This is a genomic window from Nocardioides pantholopis, from assembly GCF_003710085.1.
Lineage (GTDB): Bacteria > Actinomycetota > Actinomycetes > Propionibacteriales > Nocardioidaceae > Nocardioides > Nocardioides pantholopis.
The window spans coordinates 2,638,162-2,657,500 of record NZ_CP033324.1; the positions used below are offsets into that span (position 1 = coordinate 2,638,162).

At 71.4% G+C, this 19,339-nt stretch carries 16 protein-coding genes, 1 tRNA gene and 2 rRNA genes (1 of these 19 cut by a window edge); 8 read left to right on the plus strand and 11 right to left on the minus strand.

Features of this window, described 5'->3' with window-relative positions; translation table 11 throughout:
• Window positions 1-107: 107 nt before the first annotated feature.
• From EBO35_RS12675 to EBO35_RS12695, 5 genes are all read right to left on the minus strand, one after another.
• Window positions 108-806: a potassium channel family protein gene (locus EBO35_RS12675; RefSeq protein ID WP_206422557.1), complete on the minus strand. Its 699-nt coding sequence runs from the start codon at window positions 804-806 to the stop codon at window positions 108-110.
• A gap of 42 nt (window positions 807-848) precedes the next feature.
• Window positions 849-920: transfer RNA gene (locus tag EBO35_RS12680), tRNA-Val, on the minus strand.
• A 265-nt stretch (window positions 921-1,185) separates the two neighbouring features.
• Complete coding sequence (locus EBO35_RS12685; protein WP_122818031.1) at window positions 1,186-1,668, minus strand: peroxiredoxin; 483 nt, start codon at window positions 1,666-1,668, stop codon at window positions 1,186-1,188.
• A gap of 5 nt (window positions 1,669-1,673) precedes the next feature.
• Window positions 1,674-3,299, minus strand: coding sequence for an AMP-binding protein (locus EBO35_RS12690; protein ID WP_241153682.1), 1,626 nt, complete (start codon window positions 3,297-3,299; stop codon window positions 1,674-1,676).
• Between the two features lie 43 nt (window positions 3,300-3,342).
• Window positions 3,343-3,783 carry a DUF3052 domain-containing protein gene (locus tag EBO35_RS12695; protein WP_122818033.1) on the minus strand — a complete coding sequence of 147 codons (441 nt, stop codon included), beginning with the start codon at window positions 3,781-3,783 and terminating at the stop codon, window positions 3,343-3,345.
• Window positions 3,784-4,015: 232 nt separating this feature from the next.
• Here EBO35_RS12695 and aceE point away from each other — a divergent pair, with 232 nt between their 5' ends.
• Complete coding sequence (gene aceE, locus EBO35_RS12700) at window positions 4,016-6,754, plus strand: pyruvate dehydrogenase (acetyl-transferring), homodimeric type (RefSeq protein ID WP_241153683.1); 2,739 nt, start codon at window positions 4,016-4,018, stop codon at window positions 6,752-6,754.
• Between the two features lie 84 nt (window positions 6,755-6,838).
• Here aceE and EBO35_RS12705 read toward each other — a convergent pair whose 3' ends face one another.
• The gene (locus EBO35_RS12705) at window positions 6,839-7,783 is read right to left on the minus strand and encodes an alpha/beta fold hydrolase (protein WP_122818035.1); all 945 of its coding nucleotides are present in this window, start codon (window positions 7,781-7,783) and stop codon (window positions 6,839-6,841) included.
• 134 nt (window positions 7,784-7,917) lie between these two features.
• On the opposite strand from EBO35_RS12705, the gene EBO35_RS12710 reads away from it, so the two are divergent.
• From EBO35_RS12710 to EBO35_RS12740, 7 genes are all read left to right on the plus strand, one after another.
• Window positions 7,918-9,117 carry a PucR family transcriptional regulator gene (locus EBO35_RS12710; protein ID WP_241153684.1) on the plus strand — a complete coding sequence of 400 codons (1,200 nt, stop codon included), beginning with the start codon at window positions 7,918-7,920 and terminating at the stop codon, window positions 9,115-9,117.
• An 80-nt stretch (window positions 9,118-9,197) separates the two neighbouring features.
• The gene (locus EBO35_RS12715; protein ID WP_122818036.1) at window positions 9,198-10,382 is read left to right on the plus strand and encodes an acyltransferase domain-containing protein; all 1,185 of its coding nucleotides are present in this window, start codon (window positions 9,198-9,200) and stop codon (window positions 10,380-10,382) included.
• The gene (locus tag EBO35_RS12720) at window positions 10,382-11,395 is read left to right on the plus strand and encodes a beta-ketoacyl-ACP synthase III (protein ID WP_122818037.1); all 1,014 of its coding nucleotides are present in this window, start codon (window positions 10,382-10,384) and stop codon (window positions 11,393-11,395) included. The genes EBO35_RS12715 and EBO35_RS12720 overlap by 1 nt, the downstream gene beginning before the upstream one ends.
• Window positions 11,396-11,507: 112 nt before the next feature.
• Window positions 11,508-11,753, plus strand: a complete 246-nt coding sequence (locus EBO35_RS12725) for an acyl carrier protein (protein WP_122818038.1) — start codon at window positions 11,508-11,510, stop codon at window positions 11,751-11,753.
• Between the two features lie 33 nt (window positions 11,754-11,786).
• Window positions 11,787-13,037 (plus strand): beta-ketoacyl-[acyl-carrier-protein] synthase family protein, encoded by a 1,251-nt coding sequence (locus tag EBO35_RS12730; protein WP_122818039.1) that lies wholly within the window; start codon window positions 11,787-11,789, stop codon window positions 13,035-13,037.
• Entirely contained in the window at window positions 13,037-14,467 is a 1,431-nt protein-coding gene (locus EBO35_RS12735) for an acyl-CoA carboxylase subunit beta (RefSeq protein ID WP_122818040.1), read from the plus strand. Before EBO35_RS12730 ends, EBO35_RS12735 begins: the two co-directional genes overlap by 1 nt.
• An 89-nt stretch (window positions 14,468-14,556) precedes the next feature.
• Entirely contained in the window at window positions 14,557-14,973 is a 417-nt protein-coding gene (locus tag EBO35_RS12740) for a hypothetical protein (RefSeq protein WP_164477950.1), read from the plus strand.
• Window positions 14,974-15,024: 51 nt separating this feature from the next.
• Here EBO35_RS12740 and EBO35_RS12745 read toward each other — a convergent pair whose 3' ends face one another.
• From EBO35_RS12745 to EBO35_RS12765, 5 genes are all read right to left on the minus strand, one after another.
• Window positions 15,025-15,543 carry a DUF3145 domain-containing protein gene (locus EBO35_RS12745; RefSeq protein ID WP_122818042.1) on the minus strand — a complete coding sequence of 173 codons (519 nt, stop codon included), beginning with the start codon at window positions 15,541-15,543 and terminating at the stop codon, window positions 15,025-15,027.
• Window positions 15,544-15,709: 166 nt separating this feature from the next.
• The gene (locus EBO35_RS12750) at window positions 15,710-16,573 is read right to left on the minus strand and encodes a PP2C family protein-serine/threonine phosphatase (protein WP_122818043.1); all 864 of its coding nucleotides are present in this window, start codon (window positions 16,571-16,573) and stop codon (window positions 15,710-15,712) included.
• An 82-nt stretch (window positions 16,574-16,655) separates the two neighbouring features.
• The gene (locus tag EBO35_RS20030) at window positions 16,656-17,363 is read right to left on the minus strand and encodes a tetratricopeptide repeat protein (RefSeq protein ID WP_241153685.1); all 708 of its coding nucleotides are present in this window, start codon (window positions 17,361-17,363) and stop codon (window positions 16,656-16,658) included.
• Between the two features lie 484 nt (window positions 17,364-17,847).
• Window positions 17,848-17,964, minus strand: a 5S ribosomal RNA gene (gene rrf / locus EBO35_RS12760).
• 171 nt (window positions 17,965-18,135) lie between these two features.
• Window positions 18,136-19,339 (minus strand): 23S ribosomal RNA (locus tag EBO35_RS12765) (it continues 1,914 nt past the right edge of the window).

Sequence of the window (19,339 nt, forward strand, 5' to 3'; positions counted from 1 at the left end):
CCTCCGGGGGGTGTTCCAGGTCACCCCTGGTGGGCGATTGTGCACCCTCGGTCCACTCGGCGCCTCCCGGGGTCCAGCGCCCGGTCATCGAGCCGGCACCGGTCCAGTCACCCGCCCGGGGTGCCGGCCCTCTCGCCCTCCTCGACTGCCCGGGCCTCCGCCTCCGCCCGGTTCTTGGTCTCGACGCTCGAGATCAGCCAGGTCGCCACCGACGCCGTCACCGTGCCGACCACCGAGATGCCGACGAGCATCAGCGTCACCCCCACCACGCGACCACTGAAGGTCACCGGGAAGAAGTCGCCGTAGCCCACTGTCGTCACGGTGGTGGTCGCCCACCACAGCGCGTCGCCGAACGTCGTGATGTTGGCGCCGGGATCGGCGCGTTCGGCGTCGAGGACCGCGATCGCGCCCAGCGCGATGGCGACCACGGCCGTCCCGCCGACGTACACCCCGACCCGCCCGACCAGCGAGCTCACCGCCGCCCGGTGCAGGATGCGCGCGAACGCCAGGAGCCGGAGCAGTCGCAGCGGCCGCAGCATCGGCAGGGCGATCAGCGCCACGTCGTACCAGTGCCGCAACACGTACGGCCCGCGCTCCTCGGCCAGCGTGATGCGTGCGACGAAGTCCACGACGAAGGCGGCCCAGACCGTCCACGAGACCAGGTCCAGGAAGGAGCGCAGGTCCGGGTCGAGGCGGGGGTCCAGGACCGGCCAGGCGTAGGCGACCAGGAAGGCCACCGCCAGCAGCAGGAGGGGCACCTCGGCGCGGCGCTCCCAGCGCGCCACGCGGGTCGGGTTCGTCGTCACCGGCGGGATGCTACGCACGCGCCGCCGGTCGGCGTGCAGGGGTGGGCGCAGAGGGGATCGAACCCCCGACCGCCTCGTTGTAAGCGAGGAGCTCTACCGCTGAGCTATACGCCCTGGCCCGACCGTGCTCGATCGGGGCGGCCCACAGACTAGACGAGGCGCTGGCCGGCTGCGAGCAACGGCCCCGGACGGGGCTCCCGGCGGGCCGACGAGAGGTCCGAAAATGGACGTTGAACCGCCGGCGTCTCGGGTCGCCGGCGGTTCAACGCGAGAAGACTAGGACGCCCCCGCGCGCCGTCGAGGAGCTTCTGTCGAATTCAGGCGAGGAGTGCCCGATCGGTCTAGTCCGCCGCCGCGGCAACAGGCCAGCGGGCGGGCCTCAGCCCGCGGCCGCGGCCGCGGCGAGCTGGCGCAGGTGCTCGTCGAGGTCGCGTCCCTCGGGCATCGCGTTGTGCACCGACCAGCGCAGGTTGCCCGCGCGGTCCACGACGTACGACGAGCGGCGGGCACTGCCGCTGATCTCGTCGAGGACGTCGTAGGCGCGCGCCACCTCACCGTGCGGCCAGAAGTCGGAGAGCAGCGGGAAGTTCAGGCCCTCGGTGTCGGCGAAGGCGCGCAGTGCGAACACCGAGTCGCAGGAGACCGCGACGACCTCGGTGTCGAAGGTGAGGAACTCGTCGAGCCGGTCGCGGATCCCCGCCATCTCGCCTGCGCAGACGCCGGAGAAGGCGTAGGGGTAGAACAGGATCGCGACGGCCTTGCGGCCGCGGAAGGACGAGAGCGTGACGTCCTGTCCGAACTGGTCGCGCAGGGTGAAGTCCGGGGCCGGTCCCCCGAGGGACAGGCCAGGTCGGTCCGGCACGACGTCTACTCCTCCCGCTGCGCGAGCTCGCGCTTGAGCACCTTGCCCGTGGCGTTGCGCGGCAGCTCGTCGAGCAGCAGCACCTCGCGCGGCACCTTGAATCGCGCCAGATTCTGCCGGACCCAGTCCTTGAGGTCGTCCTCGGTCACCTCCCGACCGTCCTTGACGACCACGAAGGCGCGCAGCCGCTTGCCGAACTGCTCGTCGTCGACGCCCACGGCGGCGACCTCGAGGACGGCGTCGTGGCGAGCCAGGCAGTCCTCGACCTCCTGGGGGAAGACGTTCTCGCCGCCGGAGACGATCATCTCGTCGTCGCGGCCCTCGACGTAGAGACGGCCGTCGGTCCCGAAGCGGCCGACGTCGCCGGTCGCCATCAGGCCGTCGATCATGTCCTTGTTGCCGCCGCCGGTGTAGCCCTCGAAGAGGATCGTGTTCGCGACGAAGATCCGGCCCGAGGTGTCCGCCGGCACCGGCCGGCCCTGCTCGTCGTAGATCCGCACCCGGGTCCCCCACGGCGGCTGTCCGGCCGATGAGGGCGCCGCCCGCAGGTCGGCGGGCGTGGCGATCGAGGCGTAGGCGACCTCGGTGGAGCCGTAGATGTTGTACAGGTGGTCGCCGAAGTGGTTCATCCAGTCCAGCGCGAGGTCCCCCGGCAGCGCCGAGCCGGACGCCGCGACCACCTTCAGGGTCGGCAGCGGGTGGCGGCGCAGGACGTCCTCGGGCAGGTCCAGGATCCGCTGCAGCATCACCGGGATCACCACGAGCGACTCGCACCGCTCCGCCTCGACGACCCGCAGCGCCTCCTCCGGGTCGAAGCGGCGGCGCAGCACCATCGTCGAGCCGAGCAGCATCGCCAGCGCGAAGTGCGCGAAGCCCCAGGTGTGGAAGAGCGGTGCGGCGATGTGGGTGCGCCAGCCGAAGCGCAGCGGCATCCGGGAGAGCAGCGAGATCGCCGCCTCGACGCCGGGCTCCTTGCGCGGCGCGCCCTTGGGCGTGCCGGTCGTGCCGGAGGTGAGGATCACGATCCGACTGTGTCGTCCAGGGGGGTCCAGGTCGGTGCCGTCGTGGGCGTCGATGAGGCGCTCCAGGCTCGGGACCTCGCCGAGGTCCTCGGCGGCGCTGTCGACCCAGCCGAGCACCCGCCGGCCGCTGTCCGCCCCGGCGAGCAGCCCGGTGAACTCCTCGTCGTGGACGACGACCCGCGGCTTCTCGCGCTCGAGCACCTCGACCAGCTGCGGGCCGGCGAAGGCGGTGTTGAGGTAGAGCAGGTCCGCCCCGAGCCGCGCCGCCGCGATGCTGGTCTCGACGAAGCCGCGGTGGTTGCGGCACATCAGCGCCACCGCGTCCCCGGCCTCGACGCCGAGGTCGGCCAGGCCCCGGGCCAGCGCGTTGGCCCGCCGGTGCAGCTCGCCGTACGTCAGCGTGCCGAGCTCGTCGACGATCGCGGGCCGGTCCGGCTCACGCAGCGCGACCGTGGCGAACCCGCCGGCCGGCCCGGTGCCCCACGCCCGAAGCGTGCCGAGCACGCCGGCCAGCACCCGGGGCGAGTACGGACGGACGATCCCGGAGCCGGCCAGCACCCGGACGGCCGTGGCGCCCGAGGACGCCCGTGAGCGGAGCGTGGTGAGCACAGCGACCATCCTGTCCAGTCGAGGGCAGTACGAGCGCGTGCGCTCAGGCGGGAGTCTTCGGAGCGACGAGTCGGGTCGCGGCCCAGTCCTTGCTGACCGCCGCGGTCGTGGTCTGCGACAGGCCCGCGATGGGCGCCGCCTCCGTCACGTCGGCGGGGTCCACGGCGCCGGCCCGGCCGACCTTGGGGGTCAGCAGCCAGATGGCGCCGCCGCCGACGAGGTCGGTGAGGGCGTCGACGAGACCGTCGACCAGGTCACCGTCGTCCTTGCGCCACCAGAGCAGGACCGCGTCGACCACGTTGCCGTAGCCGCCGTCGACCATGTCGGCGTCGATCGTGTCCTCGATCGAGACCCGCAAGCCGTCGTCGGTGTCGTTGTCCCAGCCGAGCTCCTGGATGACCATGCCGGCCTTGAAGCCCAGCCTCGCAGCGGGACTTTCGGTGGCGCCTGTCTGGGTGGACCCGCCACCCGCGGTCGAGCTCACTGAGGCCTCCAGACACTTCGATGTCGACCCCCGAGGTCCGGGTGGTCGGTGGGGATAGTTCAGCGGAGTCGGGCGCGAGGCGCAACCTCTGTCCAACAGCCATTACCTCACGCGCACGCTAGATGGGACTACCGACGGGTAGATTTTCCCCACCCGAGGCGCGTGCAACGATGAGTGGGTGACCGAAGAAACACCCACACCTTCAGGCACCCGCACCGGCAGCGTTCCTTCTGTGATCCACGAGGGCCTGCCGACCCAGCTGCCGGACATCGACCCCGACGAGACCAACGACTGGCTCGCGTCCTTCGACGCGTTGACCGAGGAGCGCGGCCGCGAACGGGCCCGCTACATCATGCTGCGCCTGCTCGAGCGGGCCCGGCAGATGCAGGTCGGCGTCCCCGCCCTGCGCTCCACGGACTACATCAACACGATCCCCCCGGAGCGCGAGCCCTGGTTCCCGGGCGACGAGGACGTCGAGCGCCGGATCCGGGCCTTCATCCGCTGGAACGCGGCGGTCATGGTCTCCAGCGCCAACCGCAAGGGCCTCGAGGTCGGCGGGCACATCGCCACCTACCAGTCCTCCGCCAGCCTCTACGAGGTCGGCTTCAACCACTTCTTCCGCGGCAAGGACCACCCGGGCGGTGGCGACCAGATCTACATCCAGGGCCACGCCTCCCCCGGTGTCTACTCCCGGGCGTTCCTCGAGGGCCGGCTCTCCGAGGAGCAGCTCTACCGGTTCCGCCAGGAGGTCCAGCACGGGCCCGGCGCCGGCCTTCCGTCGTACCCGCACCCGCGGCTGATGTCGGACTTCTGGGAGTTCCCGACGGTCTCGATGGGGCTGACCGGCATCAACTCGATCTACCAGGCGCGGTTCAACCGCTACCTGCAGAACCGTGGCATCAAGGACACCAGCGACCAGCGGGTGTGGGCCTTCCTCGGCGACGGCGAGATGGCCGAGCCCGAGTCGCTCGGCGCCATCGGCGTCGCGGCCCGAGAGGAGCTCGACAACCTCACCTGGGTGATCAACTGCAACCTCCAGCAGCTCGACGGCCCGGTGCGCGGCAACGGAAAGATCATCCAGGAGCTGGAGTCGACATTCCGCGGCGCCGGCTGGAACGTGATCAAGGTCGTGTGGGGACGCGAATGGGACGACCTGCTCGCCCGCGACGTCGACGGCGTGCTGGTCAACTCGATGAACAGCACGCCCGACGGCGCGTTCCAGACCTACTCCGTCGAGGACGGCGCCTACGTGCGCGAGAGCTTCTTCGGCGGTGACCCCCGGCTGCGGGCGATGGTCGAGCACATGAGCGACACCCAGATCCAGAAGCTGCCGCGCGGCGGGCACGACTACCGCAAGGTGTACGCCGCGTTCGACTCCGCCACCAAGCACGTCGGCCAGCCGACCGTGATCCTGGCGAAGACCGTCAAGGGCTGGACGATCGACGCGCTGGAGGGCAAGAACGCCACCCACCAGATGAAGAAGCTGACCCCCGCGGATCTCAAGCGGTTCCGGGACCGGCTCTACCTGCCGATCTCCGACCGCGACCTGGAGCGCTCCTACGAGGAGACCGGCGGGGCGCCGTTCTTCCACCCCGGCGCCGACGCCCCGGAGATCGAGTACATGCTCGAGCGCCGCCGCCAGCTCGGCGGGTCGCTGCCCAAGCGGGTCGTGCGCGCCAAGCCGCTGAAGCTCCCCGGCGACGCTGTCTACTCCGAGCTCAAGCAGGGCTCGGGCAAGCACTCGGTCGCGACCACCATGGCCGTGGTCCGGCTGCTCAAGGACTGGATGAAGGACCCGGAGATCGGCCAGCGGCTGGTCCCGATCGCCCCGGACGAGTACCGCACCTTCGGCATGGACGCGATGTTCCCGAGCGCGAAGGTCTACAACCCGGCCGGTCAGCAGTACGAGTCGGTCGACCGCAACATGTTGCTCTCCTACAAGGAGTCCAAGCAGGGGCAGATGCTGCACGAGGGCATCTCCGAGGCCGGCGCGATGGCCTCGGCGACCGCCGCGGGCTCGGCGTACTCCACGCACGGCGAGTACATGATCCCGTTCTACATCTTCTACTCGATGTTCGGCTTCCAGCGCACCGGCGACTCGATCTGGGCGATGGCCGACCAGCTCTCCCGCGGCTTCCTGATCGGAGCCACGGCCGGGCGCACCACGCTGACCGGCGAGGGTCTCCAGCACGCCGACGGGCACTCCCCGCTGCTGGCTGCGACCAACCCCGCGGTCGTGCACTACGACCCGGCGTTCGCCTACGAGATCAGCCACATCATGCGCAGCGGTCTGGAGCGGATGTACGGCCAGGGCGGGCCTGAGGGTCACGGCGAGAACGTGATCTTCTACCTGACCGTCTACAACGAGCCGATCGCCCAGCCGGCCGAGCCCGAGGACGTCGACGTCGAGGGCATCCTGCGGGGCATGCACCAGGTGTCGACAGCGGCGGGCGAGGGCCCGAAGGTGACGCTGATGGCCTCCGGCGTCGGTCTGCCGTGGGTGCAGGACGCCGCCCGGATGCTCGCCGAGGACTGGGGCGTCCAGGCCGACACCTGGTCGGTCACGTCGTGGAACGAGCTGGCTCGCGACGCGATCTCCGCGGAGGAGTGGAACCTGCTCCACCCGGCCGAGGAGCCGCGCACGGCGTACGTCGAGGAGCGGCTGATCGACGTCGAGGGACCGGTCGTGGCGGTCTCGGACTTCATGCGGGCCGTGCCGCTGCAGATCGCCCGCTGGGTCCCCGGTGACTACCGGGTCCTGGGCGCGGACGGCTTCGGCTTCGCCGACACCCGGCCCGCCGCGCGGCGGTTCTTCCACATCGACGCCGAGTCGGTCGTGGTCCAGGCGCTGCAGGCGCTCGCCGACGCCGGCCAGATCGACCGCTCCCAGGTCGAGAAGGCGTTCGCGACGTACCGCATCGACGACCCGACAGCGGTCGCCGACCGCAAGCAGGAGGGCGGCGACGCCTGACGGCTCCACCACGACACTGCCCGGCTCCGACGCATCGTCGGAGCCGGGCAGTGTCGCGTGAGGGGGCCTGCGGGCCCGCCAGGGTCAGGCGGGGGTGGCCGCCGGCACCGGCGCGAGGGTCCCGGCCGCGCCCTGCTCCAGCAGCCGGCGCCAGCGGGCCCGCGAGTACGACGCGGGCTCGGTGGTCCGGATGAAGTCGGTGAGGATCCGGGCGAAGCGCTGCGGGTGGTCCTTGTGCGGGAAGTGCCCGGCGTCCGCCATCACCTCGACCCGGGCGGTGGGCGCCAGCGTCGCGGCCTGGTGGGCGTGCTGGACGGGAAGCACCATGTCGTCGCGGCCCCAGATCACCGCCATCGGCATCGCGTCGGTGAGATAGGCGCGGTCCGCCATCGTGACCACCTGGCCCTGCCAGTCGACCACCCCCCGGACCACGTGGCGCATCGCGGTGCGGGCCGCGGGGTCCTTGAGCGAGTCGTAGATCGTGGCGACCTCGTCGAGGTCGCGGATGTGCTTGACCCCGGTGGCCGCCAGCAGCCGCAGCCCGGTGGTCCCGAGGTGGCGCAGCCCGGGCAGCGTCAGCAGCCCTATCGCCTGGTGGAAGCCCGGAGTCGTGATCGCCCGGATGATCGGGCTCACCTCGGGGCCCAGCCCGCCGCTCGCGACGAGCGCCAGCCGCTCGGTGCGCTCGGGGTACTGGTAGGCGAACTGCATGGCGACGCCGCCGCCGAAGCTATGGCCCACGACCGTGGCCTGCTCGATGCCCAGCACGGTCAGCAGGTCGCGCATGCCGTTGGCGTAGCCGCCCAGCGTGTAGTCCGCCCGGGGCTTGTCCGACTGCCCGTGCCCGAGCAGGTCGGGGGCGATCACCGTGTGGTGCTCGGCCAGGGCCTCGATCACCGGGGACCAGGTGGTGTGGTCGCACCCGAGGCCGTGCAGCAGGAGCAGCGCGGGCCCGCTGCCCACCTGGACGTACGCGCGCCGGTGGCCGTGGACGGTCGCGAACCGGACCTCGTGGGACTGCTCGGACACCTGGGGCCTCCTGTGCCGGTGGTGGGGCGATTGAACCAGACGACGGCGCGTTCGCCGGGCGACTTGGCGAGTCCGGTCCCGGTCGCTGCCGGTCAGGGTCCGCGCCACGAGCCGGACCGGTCTAACCTCAGACCGTGTCGTCCCGCGCGAGTGCAGTGCCCCGGATCCGCAACGCCGATGCGCTGCAGCGGGCCACCGGTGCGCTCAGCACCACCGCGATGGCCCGGATGGAGACCGACTTCGGCTGGTTCCGCGACCTCAGCGCCCAGGAGCGCTCCTGGGTCGGGATGATCGTCCAGGCGGGCATCAAGGGCTTCGTGGACTGGTACCGCATCACCCCCGACGGCGCCCAGCCGGACGGCAGCGCCCTGGCCACCTCGGTCTTCGGGGCCGCGCCGCGCACGCTCACCGGCGCGATCACGCTGGGGCAGACCGTCGACCTGATCCGGCTCTCGATCGACGTGGTCGAGGGCAGCCTCGACCAGCTCCTCGACACCGCCGACGCACCGCACGCACGAGACTCGGTCTCCCGGTACGCCCGGGAGGTCGCCTTCGCGACCGCCGAGGTCTACGCCCGGGCCGCCGAGCAGCGCGGCGCCTGGGACGCCCGGCTGGAGGCGCTGGTCGTCGACGCCGTGCTCCGCGCCGAGGCCGACGAGGCGGTGCTGTCCCGGGCGAGCGCGCTGGGGTGGAGCGCCCGCGGGGACGTCGCGGTCGTGCTCGGCGGCGTACCGGCCCGGCGTACCGAGACCGACCTGTTCGACGAGGTACGCCGCCGTGCGCAGGGCCTCGGGATGGACGCGCTGTGCGCGGTCCAGGGCGACCGGCTGGTCGTGGTTCTCGGCGGCGTGGGCGAAGCCCGCTCGGCGGCACTGGCCGTCGCCGACCTGTTCGCCGACGGGCCGGTGGTGGTGGGACCGGTCGAGCCGGACCTCGGCACCGCCCATCTCTCGGCCCGCGGCGCGGTCTCCGCGCACCGCGCGGCGGCCGGCTGGCCCGAGGCCCCGCGCCCGGTGCTCAGCGACGAGCTGCTGCCCGAGCGGGTCCTGGCCGGCGACGGGCACGCGCGCCGACACGTCGTCGAGGAGATCTACCTGCCGCTCGTCCAGGCCCGCGGCACGTTGATCGAGACCCTGGCGGGGTACTTCGCCTCCGGGTCGTCGATCGAGGCCACCGCCCGGGTGCTGTTCGTGCATCCGAACACGGTCCGCTACCGGCTGCGCCAGGTGGCCGACCTGACCGGATACTCCCCCACCGCGGCGCGGGACGCCCTCATCCTCCAGATCGCGCTGGTGCTCGGCCGCCAGTCGGGGCGCTCCACCCGGAATTTGTAGGGTTCCCACAACAACCACCGCCCGAGATTCGTGCGCGGCGGAGGCGAGAACCGGGGTCCGGTCCCGGCAGAGTGGGGCCCGTGCTCGTCATCGTCGCCCCCGGCCAGGGTGCCCAGACACCCGGCTTCCTCACGCCCTGGCTCGAGGACCCCACCTTCGCCACCCGCTTCGCCTGGCTGTCCACGGTCGCCGACATGGACCTGGCCGGCTACGGCACCGAGGCGGACGCCGAGACCATCCGCGACACCCAGGTCGCCCAGCCGCTGCTGGTCGCCACCGCCCTGGTGGCCGCGCTCGAGCTCTTCCCGCACCCCACCGACGGGTTCTCCCGGATCGGCGCCGTCGCGGGCCACAGCGTCGGCGAGCTCGCCGCCGCCGCCGGAGCGCGCGTCATCACCGCCGAGCAGGCGATGGTGCTGGTCCGCGAGCGCGGCAAGGCGATGGCCACTGCCGCGGCTCGCACGCCGACCGGGATGACCGCCGTCCTGGGCGGCGACCGCGACGAGGTCCGCGCCGCCCTCGAGGAGCACGGGCTGACCGCTGCCAACGACAACGGTCCCGGCCAGGTCGTCGCCGCCGGCACCGCCGAGCAGCTCGAGGCGTTCGCGGCCGCGCCGCCGGCCCGGGCCCGGCTGGTGCCGCTCAGCGTCGCCGGCGCGTTCCACACCCACCACATGGCGCCGGCGGTCGACCACCTCGGCATGCTCGCGCGCTCGGTCTCGGTGCACGACCCGAGGACCCGGCTGATCTCCAACCGGGACGGCACCCTGGTCCACGACGGCCGCGACGTGCTGCGCCGCATCGTCGGCCAGATCGCCAGCCCGGTCCGCTGGGACCTGTGCCTGGAGACGATGGCCGACCTCGGCGTGACCGGCATCCTCGAGATGCCGCCCGCCGGCACTCTCACCGGCATCGCCAAGCGCGTCCTGAAGGGCGTGGAGACCTTCGCCCTGAAGACCCCCGACCAGCTCGACGACGCTCGCGCGTTCTGCGACAAGCACGGCGAGGAGTCCGACATGGGCACCAACCCGACCTGGCGGATGGTGGTCTCGCCCGCGAAGGGGACCTTCCACATCGCGGCGGACGCCGCGGACGCCGGCTCCCTCGGCGCCGGCGCCCCGGTCGGGGACGTCGCCAGCCTGCGCGACCGGATCCACGTCACCGCCGCCCACGGCGGGCAGGTCGTGGAGTGGCTCGTCGAGGACGGCGACCTGGTCTCCCCCGGCCAGCCCCTGCTGCGCCTGCACCCCGAGGGAGCACTGTGATGGCGGCGGCCAAGCCGGCCCTGCGGGTCCCCCGGGGCGCCGAGCACGCCGCGCTCCTCGGCATCGGCGCCTACCGCCCCTCCCGGGTGGTCCCGAACAGCGAGCTCGTCGAGGCGATCGACTCCAGCGACGAGTGGATCCAGCAGCGCTCCGGGATCCGCAGCCGCCGCTGGGCGACGCCGGAGGAGACCGTGCAGATGATGGGCGCCTCGGCCGCGCGCGCCGCCCTCGAGGACGCCGGGGTCGACGCCAAGCAGATCGACTGCGTCATCGTCGCGACCGTGACCCACCTGGTGCAGACGCCCGCGCTCGCCACGATGATCGCCCACGAGCTCGGCACCGAGCAGGCCGCGGCGTTCGACATCTCCGCCGCCTGCGCCGGCTTCTGCCACGGCATCGCGCTGGCCGACGGCATGGTCCGCGCCGGCTCCGCCGGCCACGTGCTGGTGATCGGCGTCGAGCGGCTCTCCGACATCACCGACCTGAGCGACCGCGGCACCGCGTTCATCTTCGCCGACGGCGCCGGCGCGGCCGTGGTGGGCCCGAGCGACGTGCCGGGCATCGGCCCGGTCGTGTGGGGCTCCGACGGCGAGCAGTCCGAGCTGATCAAGTCCCGCGCGGACTGGCGCGATGTGCTGGCCTCCCCCGAGCCGCTCATGCCGCACCTGGTGATGCAGGGCAACCCGGTCTTCCGCTGGGCGTCGTTCGCGATGGCCAAGATCGGCCAGCAGGCGCTCGACGAGGCCGGCATCAGCGCCGACCAGCTCGACTGCTTCGTCCCGCACCAGGCGAACATGCGCATCGTCGACGCCCTCGCCCGGTCCATGAAGCTGCCGGCCACGGTCCGGATCGCCCGCGACATCGCGGAGTCCGGCAACACCTCGGCCGCCTCGGTGCCGCTGGCCCTGGCCCGGATGAAGGCCGACGGCGAGGCCCGCAGCGGCGACACCGCGCTGTTCATCGCCTTCGGCGCCGGACTCGCGTACGCCGCCCAGGTCGTCGTCGTCCCCTAGCCCCGACGCCCCGCCCCGGCAGGTCTCGGCCCGCCTCCCCCAGACGCACCACCGCACCACCGGCACACAGCCAACCAGCACAACTACGCACAACTACGAGGAGAACCACCACATGGCCACCACCGAAGAGATCCGCGCCGACCTCGCCGAGATCGTCAACGAGGTCGCCGGCGTCGACGCCGACGACGTCCAGCTCGACAAGTCCTTCGTCGACGACCTGGATGTCGACTCGCTCTCGATGGTCGAGGTCGTCGTGGCGGCCGAGGAGAAGTTCGGGGTCTCGATCCCCGACGACGAGGTGAAGAACCTCAAGACCGTGGGCGACGCCGTCGCGTTCATCGAGCGCGCCCAGGCCTGAGCCACACCCCCTTCCGAAGGAGTCGAGCAGCAGATGAGTCGCACCCGAGTCGTGGTCACCGGCATCGGCACCACCAGCCCCCTCGGCGGGGACGTGGCGAGCACCTGGGACGGGCTGGTCAACGGCCGGTCCGGGGTCCGTCATCTCACCGAGGACTGGGCCGAGGAGCTGCCGGTCAAGATCGCGGCCCGGGTCGCGGTCGAGCCCACCGAGGTCCTGGAGCGGGTCAAGGCCCGCCGCCTGGACCGCGCGTCCCAGTTCGCGATGGTCGCGGCCATGGAGGCGTGGCGCGACGCCGGCCTCGAGGGCTCGACCACCGAGGGCGGCCTCGACGGCGATCGGGTCGGCGTCGCGATGGCCTCCGGCATCGGCGGCGTCACGACCCTGCTGAACAACTACGACATCCTCAAGGAGAAGGGCCCGCGGCGCGTCTCGCCGCTCGCGGTCCCGATGCTGATGGCCAACGCCGCTGCGGCGAACATCAGCCTGCACATCGGAGCGCGGGCCGCGGTCAACACGCCGATCTCGGCCTGCGCCTCCGGCAACGAGGGCATCGCCCTCGCCCTGGACCAGATCCGCCTCGGTCGCGCCGACGTGGTCGTGGCCGGCGGCACCGAGGCCGCGATCCACCCGCTGCCGATGGCGGCGTTCGCCAACATGATGGCGCTGTCGAAGAACGCCGGCGACCCGACGACCGTGTCCCGCCCCTGGGACACCGGCCGCGACGGCTTCGTGCTCGGCGAGGGCTCCGGGGTCCTGGTGCTGGAGTCCGAGGAGCACGCCCGCGCCCGCGGGGCCCGGATCTACGCCGAGGTGCTCGGCGCCGGCATCACCGCCGACGCCCACGACATCGCCCAGCCCGACCCGGCCGGCCGCGGCGGCTCGCGCGCCATCCTGCGTGCCCTCGCGGAGTCGGAGATCGGCCCCGACTCGATCGTGCACGTCAACGCGCACGCCACCTCGACTCCGCAGGGTGACATCGCCGAGGGCCTGATGCTGCACGCCACCCTCGGCGACCAGGTCTCGAACGTGGTCGTCACCAGCACCAAGTCCATGACCGGACACCTCCTCGGCGGCGCCGGGGCGCTGGAGTCGATCGCGACAGTCCTGGCCCTGTACCACCGGATCTCGCCGCCGACGATCAACCTCGACGACCGGGACCCGCAGGTCGACCTCGACATCGCGACGACCGTGCGCGAACTGCCCTCCGGTGACATCGCCGCCCTGAACAACTCCTTCGGCTTCGGCGGCGCCAACGTCGCCGTGGCGTTCGGCAGCGTGTGATGACCACGGCGCCCACGAAGCCCGTCAAGGTCCCGCGCGACCAGGACCCCCGCAACCCACGCACCCGGCTGGCCGCGCTCTTCGACGACGGCACCCTGGAGCTGATCAGCGCCGACGACGACTCCGGCATGCTCGCGGCCGTCGGCCACGTCCAGGGCGCGCCGGTCGTCGCCTTCTGCTCCGACGCCACCATCATGGGTGGCGCCATGGGCGACCTCGGCTGCCGCGTGGTCGTCGACGCCTACCACCGCGCGATGACCGACCGGGTGCCGATCATCGGGCTGTGGCACTCCGGCGGCGCCCGCCTGGCCGAGGGCGTGCTGTCCCTGCACGCCGTCGGGCGGATCTTCCACGTGATGACCCAGGCGTCCGGCAAGATCCCGCAGGTCTCGGTCGTGCTCGGCCCGGCAGCCGGCGGCGCGGCGTACGGCCCCGCCCTGACCGACGTGGTCATCCTCGGCCCGGAGGGCCGGATCTTCGTCACCGGGCCGGACGTGGTCCGCTCCGTGACCGGCGAGGACGTCGACATGCTCCGGCTCGGCGGCCCCGAGCCGCACGGACGGCGCTCCGGGGTGGTCCACATCCTCACCGACACCGAGCGCGAGGCGCTCGACCGCGCGCGCACCGTGACCTCGCTGCTCGGCGCCCAGGGCAGCCTGCGCGTCGAGGACGTCGAGGACCGGGACCTCGAGGCCCTGCTCCCCGCGGCCCGGAAGCGGGCCTACGACGTCCACCCCCTGGTCGAGGCCGTCCTCGACGACGGCACCGCTCAGGAGCTGCACGCCCGCTGGGCCCCCAACATCGTCACCACCCTGGGCCGCCTCGGCGGCCGCACCGTCGGCGTCGTCGCCAACAACCCGCTCCGCCTCGGCGGCTGCCTCGACTCGCTGTCGGCGGAGAAGGCCTCGCGGTTCGTGCGGATGTGCGACGCGTTCGGCGTACCCCTGGTCGTCCTCGTGGACGTGCCCGGCTACCTCCCCGGCGTCGGCCAGGAGTGGGACGGCGTGGTCCGCCGAGGCGCGAAGCTCCTGCACGCCTTCGGCGAGTGCGTGGTCCCGCGGGTGACGCTGGTGACCCGCAAGACCTACGGCGGCGCCTACATCGCGATGAACTCCCGCTCCCTCGGCGCCACCAGGGTGTTCGCGTGGCCGGGCGCGGAGGTCGCCGTCATGGGTGCGGTCGCCGCGGTCCGGGTCCTGCACCGGCGTCGCCTCGCCGACGTGGCCCCGGACATCCGTCCGCAGGTGGAGGCCGAGCTGGCCGCCGAGCACGAGCGGATGGCCGGCGGGGTCGAGCGCGCCGTCGAGATCGGCGTCGTCGACGAGGTCGTCGACCCGGCCGCGACGCGCAGCGCCCTGGCCCGCGCGATCGACCGGGCCGTGGACGACGAGGGCGTACGCCGCGGCGTGCACGGCAACATCCCACTCTGAGAGAGCGCGGGTTCCCCGGCTCGTGCCCGGCCCGCTACCTTGGCCATGACGCAGGTCACAGACGACGTGGGGGAACCTCGGTGCACACGATGATCGGCAGGCTGGCCGCGCCGGCAGCGATGCTCCTCCTGGTGACGGCGGGCCTGGTCCTGGGGGTGAGCGCTCCGAGCCAGGCCCGGTCCTCGGACTGGGGGACGGTCTCGGCCACTGACGGCAAGCTCCGCAAGGGCTGCCGAACGAAGGCCTACACCTATGCGATCACGCCGCCGGAGGGCGACTGGGCCCTGGAGACCTTCTTGATCGACCCACGGGGCCGCAAGCTGGGCTCGGGCGTGCTGCTCGGCGGTCACGACGCCACCCAGGGCCGGGCCAGCTTCCGGATCTGCCGGGCCACGACCCGACCGGGCAAGTTCCGGATCCGGGCGCTGCTCAGCGTCCAGAACGGTCCGGTGGAGTACCAGGAGGAGTGGCTGGCGACCGCGACCTTCCGGATGCGCAAGCGCTGAGCCGACGGCTGCTCGGACCGCCGGCCGGCACCCGCGGGCGCCGAGAGAGCCTCAGACCACCTGGTGCAGCCAGCGCACCGGAGCGCCCTCGCCCGCGTGCCGGAAGGTCTCCAGCTCGTCATCCCAGGGCTTGCCCAGCAGCTTGTCGATCTCGACCAGCAGGGTCGTCTCGCCCAGGGCGGACTTCACGACGGCTGCCTTGAGCCGGTCCTCGGGGATCATGATGTCACCGTGCAGGCCGGTGACGGCGTGGAAGATCCCGAGCTCGGGCGTGTAGGAGTAGCGCGCCCCCTCGGTCCCGGAGGAGGGCTCCTCGGTGATCTCGAAGCGCAGCTGGTTCCAGCCGCGCAGCGCCGAGGCGACAGCGGCGGCCGAGCCGGTTGCGCCGGTCCAGGAGAGCTCGGCGCGGTACGTCCCCGACTGAGCCGGCTGTGGCGTCCAGTCCAGGCTCACGGGTACGCCAAGGACACCGCCGACGGCCCACTCGATGTGCGGGCACAGCGCGGATGGCGCTGAGTGGACGTACAGGACGCCCCTCGTGGCAGTGCGGTTGGCAGTGCGTGCGGTCACCGTGACTCCTCCTTACTCCGGCGCGAGCTACGCCTTCCCCAGCGGTCTCGTCAGTGGAGCGGATCGATCGAGTGACACGGATGTAGTTGTGAACCCATTGTGACGCATGTTGCGCCAGAGCACCAGTGATCCACGCCGGCGGGTTCCTCGCGTCGTCACGGAACGCTCAGCCGGCGTCGGGTGAGCCTCCCGGGCGCGCCGTGGCCGGGTCGACGACGTTGCCCGGCTCCACCAGGGCGCCCAGCGGCGCCCCCGCGGCCGGGACCCGCGGGCCGGTCTCCAGGTCCAGGACGATGCAGGTGACGTTGTCGCGTCCACCGGCCGCCAGCGCCGCGGCCACCAGGGCCTCGGCCGCCGCGTCCGCGGCGGGCGTGGCGAGCAGGGCGCCGACGACCTCGTCGGGCACGAGGTCGGTCAACCCGTCGGAGCACAGCAGCAGCCGGTCCCCCGGTCGGGCGTCGACCGGTGTCACGTCGAGCCCGGGGCCGGCCGGGTCGCCGTCCACCGAGCGCAGCACCATGTTGCGCCACGGGTGCCGACCGGCCGCCTCCGGAGCCAGCTGGCCGCGCTCCACGAGCCGCTGGACGTAGGTGTGGTCGGTGGAGATCCGCTCCAGCACTCCCGACCGCAGCAGGTAGGCGCGTGAGTCCCCCACGTGCCCCAGGGCCACCCGGTCGCCGTCGCACACCAGCATCGTGAGCGTGGTCGCCATCCCGAGCCGCTCGAGGTCGCGCTGGACCGCGAGCTGGACGCCCGCCCGCGCCGCCTCCCAGGCGGCCAGCACGACGTCCTCGGGCGGGTCCCCCAGGCGGGCCAGCGCGACCTCCGACGCGGCGTACGCCGTGGTCGCGGCCGCGACCTCCCCGGCCGCCGCCCCACCGACGCCGTCGGCGACCAGGGCGACGTAGGGACCGACGTACCCGGCATCCTCGTTGCCCGGGCGCACCAGGCCCACGTCACTGACTCCGTGTCCCGCGAACCTCAGCATGGACTTCCTCTCCGCACTGCGGTTGAACGCCGCGGTGGTCATGGCCACCAGGCGTCATTCCCCGCGGCGGGCCCGCGCATGCGCGGACCCGCCGCGGGTCCGAACTGCGGACAGCGCCGCGGGCTCAGCCCTGGGAGAGCTTCTTCTCCAGCGCGTCGGCGCGCTCGGCAGCATCGGTGAGCTGCTCGCTGTCGATCGCCATGGTCCGGTGGAACCAGGTGAGCGCGTCGTTCCCGCGTCCGGCGGACTCCAGGATGTCGGCGTAGGCGTACCGCAGCCGCACCACCCAGGGGTCCCTGCTCTTCGAGAGCAGCGGCGCGAGCTCGAGCGTGCGCAGCGCGGCGTCGAGCTGGCCCATGTCCCGACGGGCGCCCGCCTCGACGATCGTCATCTCGGCCTTGGCCTCCGGCGCGAAGTTCGCCACCGACGGGCTCTTGGCCAGCTTGAGCGCCTGCTCGGGGTGACCCAGGGCGCGGTGACAGTCAGCCATGATCGGCAGGTACGCCGTGGCGCCGTTCATCCGCTTCGCGGCCCGCAGCTCGGCGAGCGCCTCGGCGTAGTGGCCTGCGGCGTACGCCGCCTCGCCGACGGCCTCGCGGACCACGGCGAGCCGGCCGACGCGGGCCCGTGCGGCGAGGGCGTGCTGGTAGGCCAGCTCGGGGTCCTCGTCGATGTAGAGGCCCGCCGCCACCAGGTGCCGGGCGACGCGCGCGGCGAGCTTCTCCGGGAGGCCCTTGAGCTGCGCGGCGACGGCACGGTCCAGCTCCTGACCGGAGACTTCAGCGGGCAGGTCCGGACCGTCGTACTTGGCCTGCTCATCGGACCGGTCCACCTGCTTGTCCGTCGGCCGCTTCCAGTCCCGCTGCCCGCCGGCACGGGGCCCACCAGCGCGGGGCCCACTGCCGCCGCGACCCGAGGCGGGACGACCGGAGGACGAGCCGCCGCGACCGGCGCCTTGGGGCTTGCCGCCGGCCTCGGACCGGCCTCCGGACTGCGGTCGGCCCTCGGACCGGCCTCCGGACTGCGGACGGCCCTCGGACCGACCTCCGGACTGCGGACGGCCGCCCGAGGCGGGCTTGCCACCCGACTGGGGTCGGCCCTCGGACCGGCCTCCGGACGAGGGGCGACCACTCGAGGCGGGCTTCCCGCCCGCCTGCGGCTTGCCACCACGGCGCGGGGCGCCGGATCCGGTCGGACGCTGGTTGCGACGTTGCTCAGCCACGACGATGCTGCTCCCTGCTTGGTTGTGCGATGCACGATGACTGTCTTGAAATACACGTAGAGGGCCACCAGGGGTGGCCCTCTACGGAGTGTATGTCCGGCGGCGTCCTACTCTCCCACAACCTCTCGGTTGCAGTACCATCGGCGCTGAAAGGCTTAACTTCCGGGTTCGGGATGGGACCGGGTGTTTCCCTTTCGCTATGGCCGCCGTAACTCTTGCGGACACCATCCACCGCGGTGCTCACCGATTCCCGGGGGTGTGTGCACCCGGGTCGGGGTGGTGGGGTGTCCAAGCCACTATTCACATGTGTTGTACACGTGGTGTGTGTTGGATTGTGGACGCGAGTACGCAGTAGGTCGTTGTCGTTTTTGTAAAGTGAGTGTAAGACAAGCCCTCGGCCTATTAGTACCGGTCGGCTAGGCATTGCTGCTGTACACCTCCGGCCTATCAACCCAGTGTTCTGCTGGGGGCCTTACCCACTTACGTGGTGGGAAACCTCATCTTGAAACGTGCTTCCCGCTTAGATGCATTCAGCGGTTATCACTTCCGAACGTAGCTAACCAGCCGTGCCCCTGGCGGGACAACTGGCACACCAGAGGTTCGTCCATCCCGGTCCTCTCGTACTAGGGACAGCCTTTCTCAAGTTTCCTGCGCGCGCGGCGGATAGGGACCGAACTGTCTCACGACGTTCTAAACCCAGCTCGCGTGCCGCTTTAATGGGCGAACAGCCCAACCCTTGGGACCTACTCCAGCCCCAGGATGCGACGAGCCGACATCGAGGTGCCAAACCATCCCGTCGATATGGACTCTTGGGGAAGATCAGCCTGTTATCCCCGGGGTACCTTTTATCCGTTGAGCGACGTCGCTTCCACATGCCGACGCCGGATCACTAGTTCCGACTTTCGTCCCTGCTCGACATGTCTGTCTCACAGTCAAGCTCCCTTGTGCACTTACACTCAACACCTGATTGCCAACCAGGCTGAGGGAACCTTTGAGCGCCTCCGTTACATTTTAGGAGGCAACCGCCCCAGTTAAACTACCCATCAGGCACTGTCCCTGATCCAGATCATGGACCTAGGTTAGACATCTAGTACGACCAGAGTGGTATTTCAACGTTGACTCCACAACCACTGGCGTGGCCGCTTCACAGTCTCCCACCTATCCTACACAAGCCGAACCAAACACCAATACCAAACTATAGTAAAGGTCCCGGGGTCTTTCCGTCCTGCCGCGCGTAACGAGCATCTTTACTCGTAGTGCAATTTCGCCGAGTCCACGGTTGAGACAGCGCCCAAGTCGTTACTCCATTCGTGCAGGTCGGAACTTACCCGACAAGGAATTTCGCTACCTTAGGATGGTTATAGTTACCACCGCCGTTTACTGGGGCTTAAGTTCTCAGCTTCGATCTTGCGATCTAACCGGTCCCCTTAACCTTCCAGCACCGGGCAGGAGTCAGTCCGTATACATCGTCTTACGACTTCGCACGGACCTGTGTTTTTAGTAAACAGTCGCTTGGGCCTGGTCTCTGCGGCCCTTCACGCTTCCCCAGCTAGTGGGTACACGATCCGGGCCCCCCTTCTCCCGAA

Excerpts from the sequence above, each read along its gene's own strand:
- EBO35_RS12720 (WP_122818037.1), top strand. The coding sequence starts at position 10,382 with ATGGCGGCGGCCAAGCCGGCCCTGCGGGTCCCCCGGGGCGCCGAGCAC.
- EBO35_RS12725 (WP_122818038.1), top strand. The coding sequence starts at position 11,508 with ATGGCCACCACCGAAGAGATCCGCGCCGACCTCGCCGAGATCGTCAAC.
- EBO35_RS12730 (WP_122818039.1), top strand. The coding sequence starts at position 11,787 with ATGAGTCGCACCCGAGTCGTGGTCACCGGCATCGGCACCACCAGCCCC.
- EBO35_RS12735 (WP_122818040.1), top strand. The coding sequence starts at position 13,037 with ATGACCACGGCGCCCACGAAGCCCGTCAAGGTCCCGCGCGACCAGGAC.
- EBO35_RS12740 (WP_164477950.1), top strand. The coding sequence starts at position 14,557 with ATGATCGGCAGGCTGGCCGCGCCGGCAGCGATGCTCCTCCTGGTGACG.
- EBO35_RS12750 (WP_122818043.1), bottom strand. The coding sequence starts at position 16,573 with ATGACCACCGCGGCGTTCAACCGCAGTGCGGAGAGGAAGTCCATGCTG.